General features: G+C 61.9%; 9 protein-coding genes and 1 pseudogene. 9 read left to right on the top strand and 1 reads right to left on the bottom strand.

The genetic code is table 11. The annotated features are described in order from the left end of the window. Nucleotides 1–308: 308 nt before the first annotated feature. Nucleotides 309–1,793 (top strand): hypothetical protein, encoded by a 1,485-nt coding sequence (locus QRN52_RS23875; protein WP_284756354.1) that lies wholly within the window; start codon nt 309–311, stop codon nt 1,791–1,793. A gap of 1,033 nt (nt 1,794–2,826) precedes the next feature. Here the strand turns inward: QRN52_RS23875 and QRN52_RS23870 are convergent. Continuing rightward, entirely contained in the window at nt 2,827–3,459 is a 633-nt protein-coding gene (locus QRN52_RS23870) for a dihydrofolate reductase family protein (protein ID WP_284756353.1), read from the bottom strand. A gap of 164 nt (nt 3,460–3,623) precedes the next feature. On the opposite strand from QRN52_RS23870, the gene QRN52_RS23865 reads away from it, so the two are divergent. The 8 genes and pseudogenes from QRN52_RS23865 to QRN52_RS23830 all read left to right on the top strand — a co-directional run. Further along, nucleotides 3,624–4,490 (top strand): PhzF family phenazine biosynthesis protein, encoded by an 867-nt coding sequence (locus tag QRN52_RS23865; RefSeq protein ID WP_284756351.1) that lies wholly within the window; start codon nt 3,624–3,626, stop codon nt 4,488–4,490. 76 nt (nt 4,491–4,566) lie between these two features. Further along, on the top strand, nt 4,567–5,034 hold the full coding sequence (locus tag QRN52_RS23860; RefSeq protein WP_284756349.1) for a MarR family winged helix-turn-helix transcriptional regulator: 468 nt from the start codon (nt 4,567–4,569) through the stop codon (nt 5,032–5,034). A gap of 5 nt (nt 5,035–5,039) precedes the next feature. Next, entirely contained in the window at nt 5,040–5,606 is a 567-nt protein-coding gene (locus QRN52_RS23855; protein ID WP_284756347.1) for a cysteine hydrolase family protein, read from the top strand. Beyond that, a complete protein-coding gene (locus QRN52_RS23850) occupies nt 5,603–7,078 on the top strand; it encodes an MFS transporter (protein ID WP_284756345.1) in 1,476 nt (491 codons plus the stop codon). The genes QRN52_RS23855 and QRN52_RS23850 overlap by 4 nt, the downstream gene beginning before the upstream one ends. Nucleotides 7,079–7,204: 126 nt before the next feature. Then, a complete protein-coding gene (locus QRN52_RS23845) occupies nt 7,205–9,940 on the top strand; it encodes a helix-turn-helix transcriptional regulator (protein WP_284756344.1) in 2,736 nt (911 codons plus the stop codon). Between the two features lie 78 nt (nt 9,941–10,018). Next, the gene (locus QRN52_RS23840; RefSeq protein WP_284756343.1) at nt 10,019–10,702 is read left to right on the top strand and encodes an alpha/beta fold hydrolase; all 684 of its coding nucleotides are present in this window, start codon (nt 10,019–10,021) and stop codon (nt 10,700–10,702) included. A 139-nt stretch (nt 10,703–10,841) separates the two neighbouring features. Continuing rightward, a pseudogene (locus QRN52_RS23835) lies at nt 10,842–11,827 on the top strand (ABC transporter ATP-binding protein). Then, the coding region (locus tag QRN52_RS23830; RefSeq protein WP_284756342.1) for an ABC transporter permease at nt 11,824–13,138 on the top strand (1,315 nt) is incomplete at its 3' end. The pseudogene QRN52_RS23835 and the gene QRN52_RS23830, both read left to right, overlap by 4 nt.

Genomic DNA, 13,138 nt, shown 5'->3' with positions numbered 1-13,138 from the left:
TGACCTGACCGCGTATTTCCGGGGCGACGTGGTTCAACTTATTTGAGACAGGACAGAATGCCTTTGCCTTCTGCCCGAATCGGGTAGATGGTCTGTCTTCTATTCAGAGCGCGGCTTCTTCAAATCCATGGATGCATCTAATAAAACAATGATTCATTAAGTCAACATGTGGCGCTCCGAACGAGCACCCGATGGCGACACCCAGGTAGGCCACCGTGTCGCCAATCTAGGTGGCGGTTCGAGGACGGTAGATTCTGGAACAGACGCATCAAACGCCCTCGTCCAACCGTCGGGGAGGAATCCACCGTATGAGTACAAGCTTTTCACCAGAGGTTCCCGCAGCCTTGAACTGGGAAGAAGCCTGGGTTGATGTATGGCGAACCGAGCAGCTGGTGGTCCTTGTGCTTCCAACATCGACGAGTACGCAATATGGCACGCAGCCGGTTTCCGACCACGAACTCCTCAAACTCGCGGAGATGGCGGGATTCAAACGCCTAAGTCGCAGCGGCCGGATCCCCGACAACACCACAACATGGAAGGCCAGCCTCTCTTCCGGCGGATTGCACATTTGGAAGGTTAACGAGGCATTGGCGTCATTCCCTATTGGCCGTCTCCGCGTTGGATCCGGCGCGCCCCACGTGGAAGCGCCCGCCAAGCTTGTGATCACTCGACAGTCCCCGACGTCATACCGCGGGTATGGAGACCTTTTCCGTAATGAAGCTGGTGGTGCGGTAGGGGGCGTTGTCACCCTCATGCGGAGCGACTTACAGATCAGCAAGCAGCGGCGGTACTACTTCGTAGACTCAAACGGGCGCGCTTCTGAATCGGTTGCCCCAGGCTCATCTGTCCTCATAGACCAAAGCATCCTGATCGACGCCGAGCGCGTCCTAACAAATATGCCCAACGAAGGCATGAAGCTCGAAAATCAGCTCCGCGACTGCCTCGCGTGGCTGCAGCGCATTGACTGCATCCCCGGGCTTGGCATCTGCGAATGCGCACTAGGGCCTACGGGAGCAGACGGTGGTAGGCGCCTCATGGCAGCGTGGGAAGCCTGGATGACGAATGACCCGATATCCGCTCCATTGACCCGAGTGAGAGCAACCTATCTGACAAGGCTTGACGGACTTCGGGCTGAGGGTGCCCTTCAAGACCTCGAGGAAACACCTACCGAAGGAAGGCTAGAGGATCTGAATTATCTGGCCCTACTTGAATCCCTCGATCTCTGGCTTGGACTCAGGGACAAGCCTTTCGTGCCCTCCCAGAGGGTTGACGCCTACGAAACATGGATTGACCGGATGAATACACCGGACCTAGGCATGTCGGGTCACATTGGGTTCGCGGTTTCAGCTTTACTCCTCGCACGTGGAAAAGATTCCATCAACGCGGCAGGCCTCCTCAAGATCGCAGAAAGGAAGCCTTCTCTAGCTCGACTTCGGGGAGCCGCGTTCGACCTCGCGTACCACTCCATCGGAGACATGATCACCGGGAAGGCCATCGATCTGCACACGACAGGAACCGTCCACGTGGCCACCGCTGACCGTCTGATGTCATCTCTGCGCGCCCGAACAATCCTCATGGGCATGGTCGGTGATGTGGGAATCCTCATAGCCCCGACCCCATACCTTCTCCAGTACTCCAAAACGCAAGCGCGACGCATTCTGGCAATACAAGAACGGCTAGCCGAAGGCGCACAGAAACGAGCTGAGCGGATGGTCTTCGACGGTTACCTACTAAGCGACGCAATAAGGAAGCGTGAAAATGCCCTGCTCAGTAGCCAACTCGTCAGAAAGTAAGACTGAAGACGTAAGGTGGTGTCGGACCGTCCAAGCGATGTTGCATCCGCTGCAATAACGCCCGTTCCCTGCCATGCCCGTCATCTCTGACCGCCCCCTGCCGGGCTTACGTCGATCAAAGGCGGCCCAATTAGAAATGCTCCACTCGAAATGGCGTTCTTGTGCGAGGCTGGATTATGCGGCCAATGACAAGTTCCGAGTTGGAAGTGCTCGACCGGCTCCTGACACTAGATTTCGAAGGCGCTCGGGAACTCCGCAAGCAAGCCATGCATATTCTGGGAGTGGAATCGAACTGCACCTGCGGTTGCCCGTCAATCACACCATTTGTGGATCGTTCCCAGGCGGCACCAGCACCAGGACCCAGCTTCCTACCAGTCGAACTTCAGGAGTTCATGCGGCCATCCGGTATCAATCGCTCAGTGATTTGTTTCCTCGATCCCGATGGATACCTCGGGAACCTTGAGTGCGTTTACCACGATGATGCGATCACAGAGTGGCCGCCCACGCACAGGTCCGTCGTACTGCTTTCGGATTCCAGTCGCCACCTGATTTCTGCGCTCCTACCCAGTGGCGCCCAAGTGAGGCCTAGAGACGCAAACGACCACTGGGTCTCGCTCAACGAGGTGGACTCAGGATTCGGTGCCGTGACGCAGAACGGATGGGCTGAGATCTTCGATGACAATGGCAAGTTGATCTCCCGACTGTCTAGCAAGTAATCCGCCTTTAGCTCTTTTGGATGTGTTGGTCGTCGTCGGCGTTGGCCTCACCAACGGCAACAAGGTTGGTTCGGTTCTACGCTAACGACGAGGGACGCACACACCAGGTGAAGCGTCTGCCCATGAATACGCGGACATCTGATCCGCAGGGGTGCCAGTAAGTGCTATTGGCTCCTCCCATCGCATGAACGATGTTGTCTTTCCGGTAGACCCCGCAATCCCCGAGTCCTGTTCGGAAATGCGCCTACTCGTGGATTGGGCCCCGCACAATTGGGCCGGATTGCCCACCAGATGATCCAAGCTACGCACCAACTCCCCTAAAACACCTCCTCCGGATCCACCGTGGATGTTGCGTACTCCGGACGCCCGGCCGGCCGATAAGACTGGATGGTGATGCCCCGGGACGTCGTCCGTGAGTTGAGCAGCTCGAGCGCCAGGTCCGGGCCGGATTCGGGGAACAACCGTGTGCCCTGGCCGACCACCACGGGATAGGTGATCAAATCGAGCTGGTCCACCAAATTGTTCGCGAGCAGCCATCGGACCAGGACGCCGCTGCCCGGTACCAGCAGGTCGCCGTCGTGATGTGCCTTCAGCTCAGCGATTGCCGTGGCGAGGTCGCCGGCCAGGACCGTGGTGCCAGACCATTGCGGGTCGGTGAGGCTCGTTGATGCGACGTATTTGGGGCGGCTGTTCAACGCGGCCGCGATCGGGTTGGTGCTCGGATCGATCATCGCTCCCCAGTAAGGGGCGAAAATCTCGTACGTCCGCCGGCCGAAGAGGAACGCGGACGCACCGCCGTGGACCTCGCTGAGATAGTCCCCCGCTTCGGTGTCGAGAAGCGGTATGGCCCATCCCCCGCGGTCAAAGCCGCCTCTGCGATCTTCGTCGGCTCCGCCCAAGCCCTGCATCACGCCGTCCACTGAGACGTTGGTCGTGGTCTTCAACCTCATGTCGTTTCACCCCGTCGAACAACGGCCGCGGACCCCTTCTGGATCCACGCTACTTGCCCACATTCTCCCAAGCCTCACGCCCGCGGCGTAGTATCGCCGTCGAACGCTAAAGAGTGCCACGAGCGGTTCGACCATGGCCGCGCCTTCCATGCGACGATATCCGGATGGAACAGACCCCGGATGTACTGCGTTATGCCGCCTTTACCGCCACTCCCGACGGAGGAAATCCGGCGGGAGTCGTCCTGGACGCAAGCGGCGTTGACGACGCCGGCATGCAGGGAATCGCGGCTGACATCGGTTACGCGGAAACGGTCTTTGTTACCGAGATGGCCGTTGACGGGGACGCCCGCCGAAACCGTGTGCGGTACTTCTCCCCCATCGCCGAAGTACCGTTTTGCGGCCATGCGACTATCGCTTTGGCTGTCGCGCTGTCAGGGCGCGACGGTGCGGGAACCTTTGTATTCGACACTGAGGTAGGGCCAGTGGTGATTGAGACGGCGGGCCGCGGCGACACGGTCACGGCAAGCTTCACGAGCGTGGAGCCCCAAATTGCCGAGTTCTCCGACGGTGTTCTGGGTTCCCTGCTCGGATTGCTCGGCGTGGGCCAAAGCGAACTGCACCCGGGCTACCCGCCGATGGTTGCTTTTGCTGGAAACTGGCACCCCATTCTGGTCTTCGCCGAACGGAGCACCTTTGACTCCTTCGTTTTCGACCCGGATGCCATGCGCGCGCTGATGGATGTCCAGGGCTGGGCCGGCACCGTCACGACGCTCTGCGAGATCGGTGGCGGCGAGTTTGATTCACGCAATCTATTCCCCGTAGGAACCATCGCTGAAGATCCGGCGACAGGTTCAGCCGCCGCGGCTTTCGGCGCGTACCTTCGGCTGCTTTCCCTCGTGGAGACGCCCACCCGGGTGATTGTGCACCAAGGCAGCCACGTCGGCCGCCCGAGTGTCCTCACGGTCGACATCCCGCCGCAGGGTGGGATTGTCGTGAGTGGCGAAGCCGTAGAGATTGCCGAGCCCTCATAACCAATCCGGGCCCCACAGAATAAAGATAGTAAGGCAACCTTTTCAGTTTGCCTTACTATCTGCTAGCGTCGTTGTTATGAACCCTCCCCCGGACGCAGATGCGGCGGGCATGCTCGAAGCTGCCGCGGAGCTTCGTGTCCTCATTGGCCAGTTGACCCGGCGGCTGCGCGAGCAGTCCCAAGTGGACAACCTGACCCAAGTGGACAACCTGACGAATGCGCAAAAGGCCGTGCTGATCCATTTGGATCGTGACGGCCAGGCCACCTTGTCCGTGCTGGCCCGCGCAGAGGGAATGCGTCCCCAGTCCATGGGCGCCATCATTTCCGCCCTTTCCAGCGCAGGACTCGTTGAGAGCGGCCCTGATCCGGCCGATGGCCGCCAGCGGATCCTGTCCCTCACAACCGAAGCCCGGGAGAGTATCAGCGCCAGCCGTGCGGCCAAGGCTGATTGGCTGTACCGCACCATCCAGTCCAAACTCACGCCGGACGAGCGGGAACGGCTGCCCGGCGCCATCCACCTACTCAAACGCTTTCTGGAGCCGTGATACCCATGACCATCATCACCTTGGACCCACAGACCGCCCTCATAATTGTTGACCTTCAGCGGGGAATAGTTGCTTCCCCGAAAGCTCATCCCCTCGAGCCAATCGTGCAGAATTCCGCTGCGCTTGCGGATGCCTTCCGTAGCCACGGACTGCCCGTGGTGTTGGTCAACGTCGCCGGCGGCGCTCCCGGCCGGACAGATCAAGGCAGCAGCGCGCGAAGGGAGTTCCCCGCCGATTTCGCCGAGCTCCTGCCTGAACTGAACCAGCAACCAAGCGACCACCTTGTCACCAAGAAGACCTGGGGAGCATTCACCAACACCGGCCTTGGGGCACTCCTGGAGGACCTCGGTGTAACCCAGGTGGTTCTGACCGGTGTCGCTACCAGCATTGGCGTTGAATCCACTGCACGGAGCGCCCACGAAGCCGGCCTCAATGTCACTTTGACCCTCGATGCGATGACCGACCTGACGATGAACGCCCATGAGAACTCCGTCACCACGATTTTTCCCCGACTGGGCGAGACCGGAACGACGCAAGAAATACTGGACGTGCTCAAAGCCACCCGGTCGTGACCGCGCGGGACGCTGCCCTACCATCGAGCCCGTCGGCTGACACAGGCGACCGGCCACAGACTCCCCCACGGTCCGCGACTGGGGCCGAGACTTCAGGCCAGAATCGGCCCTCGAACCCGCTGGGCTGGAGGTTCACGGCACCGCTGCTCCTTGGCTCCACGCTGAACCCGATCAACAGCTCAATGATCGCCACCGCGCTGGTGGGCATCGGGGCTGACTTTCGCTCGAGTCCGGGCGCCACCGCAGGGCTCATATCCGTCCTTTATCTATGCAGCGCAGTCGCCCAACCGACCATGGGGAAACTCTCCGTGCTCTTCGGGCCCAGGCGCGTATTCCTCTGCGGCGTCGCCGTCCTTTTGCTGGCAGGGGTTGTAGGAGTGCTGGCTCCAAACCTCGGCGTTCTGCTCGTTTCGCGGGCACTCATCGGTGTCGGGACTTCAGCGTGCTACCCGACGGCGATTGCGCTGGTCCGCCGGCGGGCCGATGAATCCGGTATCGGCGTGCCGGGCCGCGTCCTCGGCAACTTTTCGATCGCGGCCCAAGTGACCGCCGTCGTCGGCTTGCCCCTTGGTGGAGTGCTGGCCGGCTCGTTCGGCTGGCGGGCCCTGTTCGCAGTCAACATTCCGCTCTCCCTGCTGGCCTTCACCTTCACTTTGCTAGGAGTGGCGAAGGATGCGCCGGTCCGCACACAGGGCCTGCGCAGCCTGCTCACCATGCTGGACCTGCCGGGGATCGCCCTCTTCGCTGGTGCGATCGTCTCGCTGCTCGTGTTCCTTTCGGCCCTTACGACGCCGGCCTGGTGGCTGGCCGTGCTCGCGGTGGTGCTGGCGGGGGTGCTGCTGTTGCGGGAACGGCACGCCCGCAGTCCGCTGATCGATGTCCGGATGCTGGGCAGGAACCGACCACTGCAGCGCACCTACCTGCGTTCGATCCTGGCCGCACTGGCCACATATGCCTCGATGTACGGGGCCAGCCAGTGGATGGAACAAAGCATGGGGCTCAACGCGGCGACAGTAGGGCTGATTCTGATTCCGCTAAGCCTGCTGAGCATCGTCGTGGCGCGGGTCGTCTCCGCTCGGGCGTGGATCCGTTGGCCCCTGATCCTTGCGGGCGTCGCGTTGGCGCTCTCCGCAGGAGTGATGCTGCTGGTGAACCACGGATCCGGCGTCGCGCTGCTCATTGGTATGACCCTCCTGCTGGGCCTGACCAACGGCTTCAGCAGTTTCGCCAATCAGGCGGCGCTGTACCTGCAAACGACTGCCGCGGAGATCGCGGTGGCCTCCGGGTTGCTGCGGACGTCGATGTACTTGGGCGCGATCGGGTCCTCCAGCCTCATCGGTATCGCCTTCGGGCCGTCCGCCACCGATGCGGGTTTCCACACTTTGGCGTGGATCCTGGTCGCCATCGGTGCATCCATGGTTCTCCTGACGGCGTTTGACCGCAGCGTTCCGGCCGTCGCCGCGGAGCATTGAGCCCGACGGCGGGTGGTCACCGGGGCCGCCCGCCGGGTCATGGCTGTCACGAGCAAATCCTTGTCACGCTTCAACTCGTCTCCTAACCTTTCCTCATAGGTGAAGACCGCGCGTCGGAGACTCAAGTTGATTGAAGCAAAGTTGCATGGTCGGGATGTCCAGGTCGAGTGGATCGATGCTTTCCTGAACGAATCCGGAAGAGACTCCCTCCTCGTGGTCAGCGGAGAACCCGGAGTCGGAAAATCGGCCCTGCTTGAATTCCTCGGCGATCGGGCAGCACTGAACGGCACTCAAGTGCTTCGCGCGCGGGCCCTTGAGTTCGAAGCGGAACTTCCGTACAGCACAGTCAACCAACTGCTGCTCCCGTTGATCGACTCGCTCCCCGAGCTCGCGCCGGATCACCAGAGGGCAATCGGCATCATCTGCGGATTTCGGACCGGGGCGATGCCCGGCCTCCTCGCTGCCGGCGCCGCGGCGCTTTCCCTCCTGCAACTGACCGCCGCAAAATCGGAATCCGTGCTCCTGATGGTGGATGACTCTCCATGGATGGACCTTCTTTCCGCCATGACGCTGACCTACCTTGGCCGCCGTCTTCGCGGCGCATCGGCCAAGATCCTTGTGGCAGCACGACTGGATGAGGACACAGTCTTCGTCCGCAGCGGCTTTCCGTCCCTTCTTGTTCCTCCGCTCAGCGACGACGCCGCGGACGCTCTGCTCGTCGACCGCTTTCCGGCTCTGCCCGCTAGCGTTCGACGGCGGATCCAAAGTGAGGCGCTCGGCAATCCACTCGCATTGCTGGAGCTCCCCGCAGCTCTCAAATACCCCCGTGCGCAGCCGTTGCCCAGCATGCTGCCGCTCACGAACCGGCTGAAACTGCTTTACGAAGACCGGCTTTCGGCGCTGCCTCCGCACACCCGTGAAATGTTGCTCTTCGTGGTCCTTGCCGGGGCCGAGAACAGGATGACCATCGAAAGATGCATTCCAACGAGCACGGGCCACAATGATTTCTCACCCGCTGAGCGCGCCGGCGTAGTGCGTTTCAACTCCCGTTCCGGGCGTTGGGAATTTCGTCACCCGCTGATCCGCTCGGCGGTGTTCGAGCGCTCAACGGACGAAGAGCGCAGGCGCGTGCACGCAACCCTCGCCGACGCCTTCGCCGACGAACCTGAAAGGCGGGCCTGGCACCTCGGCCAAGCGGCAACAGGCCCCGATGAAGATGTTGCGGCGCTTCTCGAAAACGTGTCCCAGCGGTTCATTGAAATCGGCGACGGCACCCGGGCAACCGCTGCAATGCTCAGGGCTGCGGAACTGACTCCTTCCCTCAGCGGCCGTGAGCGCCGAGTGGCACGCGCGGCATACCTTGGATCATCGATTGCCGGGGCAATCGGAGAGAGTCCGGCTCTGCTCGCGGAGTCGCTTCGAAACCAGTCCCGTTCACCACAGCTGGCGACCGTCATCGCTGTCACGTACAACCTGCTCAACAGCGAGGGGGACGTTGCAACCGCACGCAGACTCCTGCTTGCCGCCCTCGCAGCAGGGACTTCGCAGCAAGAAGCGGAAGGCCGCGATTATGCCGAAGCTCTCTACACGCTCGTCCTGGTCGGCTTTTTCGGGGGCAATGGCGACTTCTGGCAATCTCTCTTGGCCCAGTCGTCACCTGAAGGCCGGCTGCCCGAAGTACTCCAGTTTCAGCTCGAACTCTTCGTTGATACGGCTCGCGCTGAGGGAGCAGCCATCGAGCGCTTTCATCGCGCGATAGATGGTCTTCGATTCGTTACCGACCCGCTTCACATAGTTCGTCTCGCCACCGCTGGAGCCTACATCGATTCTCTCCGAGGCATGCGCGATGCCCTCTGGCACGTCGTCGAAGACGGTCGTAGAGGGGAAGCCATCACCCCCGCCATTCAGGCCCTCTTTCTGCTCGCCAATGACGACTACTTCAGTGGCAGCTGGGACGAGCTCGAATTGTTAGTCAAAGAGGGTATGGAACTCTCGATAGAACACGGCTACGCACTGACCACTGCACCGGCCAGGTTCCTGATAGCGCTGGTTCAGGCGGCCCGTGGAGAGGAAGCCCTAGCCCATAGCATCGCCGAAGAGCTACTCATTTGGGCGGCGCCCCGCAGGCTTGTCGCCCTCGCCAATTATTCGTCACACATCCGGTGCCTCACGGCTTTGCCGGCCGGCCGGTTCGAAGAGGCCTTCACTCACGCGGCGACGATCAGCCCGCCAGGCATTCTTCCGGAGTACATCCCGCACGCCATTTGGTCGTCTTTCGATCTCATTGAAGCAGGCGCGCGATCGGGCCGCAGGCCCCAGGCGCTATTGCACCTACGGGCGTTCGAAAGTATTGAAGTCGCCAGCCACTCCTCGCGGCTCGGCGCCCTTGTCTTGGCCGCCCATGGATTGTTGGACGAGGGCCCGGCGTGGAAGGAAAAGTTCGAGTCTGCACTTGCCGCGCCAGACGGCGAGCATTGGCGGTTCGATCACGCTCGGATCCAGCTGCTGTTCGGAGAGGAACTCCGACGTCGGCGGGAACGCTCGGCCGCCAAGATCCAACTCGGCGAAGCGAAGACCGTGTTCCATCAATTGGGTGCCAAGGCGTGGGCCTCGCGCGCGGACAGGGAACTTCGCGCCCTTGGCGCACCTGAGGCGCGCTCCGCCGCACTGACCCCGCAAGAATCCGCGGTGGCCGACCTCGCTGCAACGGGGCTCTCGAACAAACAGATCGCAGAATCGCTCTTCTTGTCGCCGCGAACTGTTTCCACTCATCTCTCGCGTACTTTCTCAAAGCTCGGGATCTCGACGCGGGCCGGTTTGCGTGACGCCCTCTCGTCCGGGCCAAACAATCTACGTCCCTGAATGTACGTCAATTGACGGATTACCACGCACGGCCGGAAGCCTAGCGTTGCTCCTGTCCAACACTGTGAGGAGCAAAGCATGAGACCAACGATCGTTCTCGTTCACGGCGGATTCGTCGACGGATCAGGCTGGCGGGGCGTGTACGACGAGCTGACAGCCGATGGCTTCGAGGTGCGCGTCGTGCAGAACCCCACAAAGTCGCTCGCCGACGACACGTCAACCACCCTGCAAGTGATTGACAAAGCCAACGGGCCTGTCGTTCTCGTGGGTCATTCGTACGGAGGGGCAGTCGTCACCGAAGCGGGCAATCACGAAAAAGTAGCGGCCCTTGTCTACATCACCGCGTTCGCCCCGGACCAGGGCGAGTCCGTTAACTCATTGCTGGGGACGTTCCCCGCCGACGGCCCGCAGCCACCCATCCTGCCGCCCGTCGACGGGTACCTGTTCCTCGACCGCGACAAGTTCCATGAGTCCTTCGCCGGCGACGTCACCCCCGAGGAAGCTGCATTCCTGGCCGACGCACAAGTTCCGTGGGGCCTCGAAGCGCTCGGTGGAGTCGTTTCCTCAGCCGCCTGGCGGGTGAAGCCAAGTTGGTATCTGCATGTCACCGAGGACAATATGATCCCGCCGGTGGCCCAGGCGAGCATGGCAGAGCGGATAGGCGCAACGGTCAGCGAGACGCCGGGAAGCCACGCCGTATATGTGTCGCGGCCGAAGGTGGTCGCCGACGTGATCAGGAAGGCTGCTGCCTCCGTCGGATGAGCTGGACCAGGAACTGAGCCAGCCACGCACCGCCACCGGCCACTTGCCCGCCGTGTGGCGGTGCGGCCACTTCCGCCACCGCATTAAGGTTCCGTTAAGAACATTCACAAATTTGTGAATCGGGCGTAGCGTGCGAAACATGAACACAGTGATTGAGGCCCACAGCCTTGAGAAACGCTACGGACGGGTTCGCGCACTCGACGGACTCGAGCTATCTGTCGACGCCGGGGAGGTGCATGGCTTCCTCGGCCCAAACGGCGCGGGGAATCCACCACCATCCGGGTGCTGCTTGGTCTTGCCCGGGCCAGCGGCGGAAGCGCGACGGTCTTCGGTCAGGATCCGTGGACGGACGCGGTGGAACTGCACAAGCGCATTGCATACGTGCCGGGCGACGTTAGCCTGTGGCCCAACCTCTCGGGTGGCGAGGCGATCGACCTACTCAGCCGCCTGCGCGGCGGCACAGCCGACAAGGCGGCATACGCTGAGCGCAAGGCCCGGCTCATCGAAGTCTTCCAGCTGGACCCGTCCAAGAAGGGGCGGTCCTATTCGAAAGGCAATCGCCAGAAAGTAGCCCTGATAGCCGCATTTGCGTCGCCAGCCGACGTGTACATCCTCGACGAACCCACCAGCGGGCTGGATCCGCTCATGGAAGGCGTCTTCAACCAGGAGATCAGGCGGGCGGCGTCGCTAGGCACCACCGTGCTTCTCTCCAGCCATATCCTGTCCGAGGTAGAGCAACTCTGCGACCGGGTGACCATCATCCGCGCCGGCAAGACGGTCGAATCCGGAACCCTTGCCGAGCTGCGCCACCTGACCCGGACCGAGGTGTCATTCGCACGCAACGGGCTGACGGACGCCGACATTGCCCGCATTCCATCAGTCCACGACGTCGCCCTGGTCAACGGTCGTGCCCGCTTCACAGTGGACAGCGACAAGATTTCGTCCCTGTTGCCCGTGCTTACGGAACTTGACGTCAAAGGCCTGAGGGTCGCTCCGCCGTCGCTCGAGGAACTGTTCCTGCGGCACTACGGTGACGAGCTCAACCCGGCTGAAGCGTCGCTCGCGCTGCACCCGTCACGCAAGGCCCGACGTCGGGAAGCGGCCAAGGAGGCGAGCTTGCGATGAGCACTTTGCTCACGTTGCTCCTTCAGCGACTACGGCGCGACCGCTTACAGCTGCTGATCTGGGTTGTCGGCATCGCGCTACTGGCTCTCTTCTCCGTCTCCGCGGTTGAAAAGACGTACGGCGACCCCGCGGGACGCGAGAATATCCTGCAGCTCGCCGTCGCCAACCCAAGCATTCTGATGCTTCGGGGAACACCCGAAGGAGGCGGGCTTGATCAATTCGTCTTCTTTGAAATCTTCACGTTCATCGCCGTGCTCGCCGGCCTCATGAACACTTTCCTGTCGGTGCGGCACTCGCGGGCCGAGGAGGAGTCCGGGAGGGCCGAACTCCTCGCCGCGACTCCGGCCGGGCGCACTTTGCCCACCGTGGCCACGATCATTTACGGTGCGCTCGTCAACGTTGTCAACGGGCTCTTCGTGGCGCTCGCCTTCATTGCCGGTGGACTGGATGCCAAAGGATCGTTCGTCGCCGGCTGCGCGACCGCCGCCGTCGGGCTCACCTTCCTCGCCGTCGGACTATTCGCCGCTCAACTCATGCGCACCTCCCGGGGCGCGAACGGCGTGGCCGCTGCGACCGTTACAGCCGCATATGTCATCCGTGGCATCGGTGACGCGCTCGGCACGCCATCCGTCGACCACCTCCACATGACGGTGGCATGGTGGAGCTGGATCTCACCCATCGGTTGGGGCCAGCAAACCCTGGCCTACGACGCGAACACCCTCACTCCCCTGCTGCTTAACCTGGCGCTTACCGCCGCATTCCTCTCGCTGGTCTTCGTACTTCAGGCACGACGCGATAGCGGTGCCAGCTTGCTCCCTGGCCGCCTCGGCCGCGTGGATGCCCGCAATTCCCTCTCCACTTCACTGGGTCTCGCGTGGCGACTGCAATGGCCGACAGTTGTGGGTTGGTGCGTTGGAAGCGCCGTCGCTGGTCTCCCCACGGGCACGCTTGCACATGCAGTCTCCGGCGCGGCAACAGCCGACCCAAATGTGGAGAAAGTCATGGAGAGCCTCATTCCCGGAGGCAAAGGCTCGCTCGTCCAGCTCTTTATCTCAGCGATTTTCGTGATGGTCGGCGTGCTTGCGGCCGCCTGTGCAACACAAGTCATCATCAGGATGCGCCAGGAAGAGGTCTCGGGAACAGCAGAACAAGTGCTCGCCACGCGGGTATCGCGAAGCCGGTGGCTGGTTGGCTACCTCACGGTGGGCACCGCTTCAATCGTGCTGGTGCTTCTTAGTGGCGCGGCTGCGTCGGGGCTTAGACGATATGAAGTGGGACGGGTTGCCTGGCCGTCCGGGGCGGTCCATTATC

Origin of the sequence: Arthrobacter sp. efr-133-R2A-120 (assembly GCF_030209835.1) — a bacterium.
Classification (GTDB): Bacteria; Actinomycetota; Actinomycetes; order Actinomycetales; family Micrococcaceae; genus Arthrobacter.
This window is presented reverse-complemented; position numbering and strand designations above follow the sequence as displayed.

Coding starts and splice junctions, on each gene's coding strand:
- QRN52_RS23875 (WP_284756354.1), top strand. CDS start 309: ATGAGTACAAGCTTTTCACCAGAGGTTCCCGCAGCCTTGAACTGGGAA.
- QRN52_RS23855 (WP_284756347.1), top strand. CDS start 5,040: ATGACCATCATCACCTTGGACCCACAGACCGCCCTCATAATTGTTGAC.
- QRN52_RS23865 (WP_284756351.1), top strand. CDS start 3,624: ATGGAACAGACCCCGGATGTACTGCGTTATGCCGCCTTTACCGCCACT.
- QRN52_RS23840 (WP_284756343.1), top strand. CDS start 10,019: ATGAGACCAACGATCGTTCTCGTTCACGGCGGATTCGTCGACGGATCA.
- QRN52_RS23860 (WP_284756349.1), top strand. CDS start 4,567: ATGAACCCTCCCCCGGACGCAGATGCGGCGGGCATGCTCGAAGCTGCC.
- QRN52_RS23870 (WP_284756353.1), bottom strand. CDS start 3,459: ATGAGGTTGAAGACCACGACCAACGTCTCAGTGGACGGCGTGATGCAG.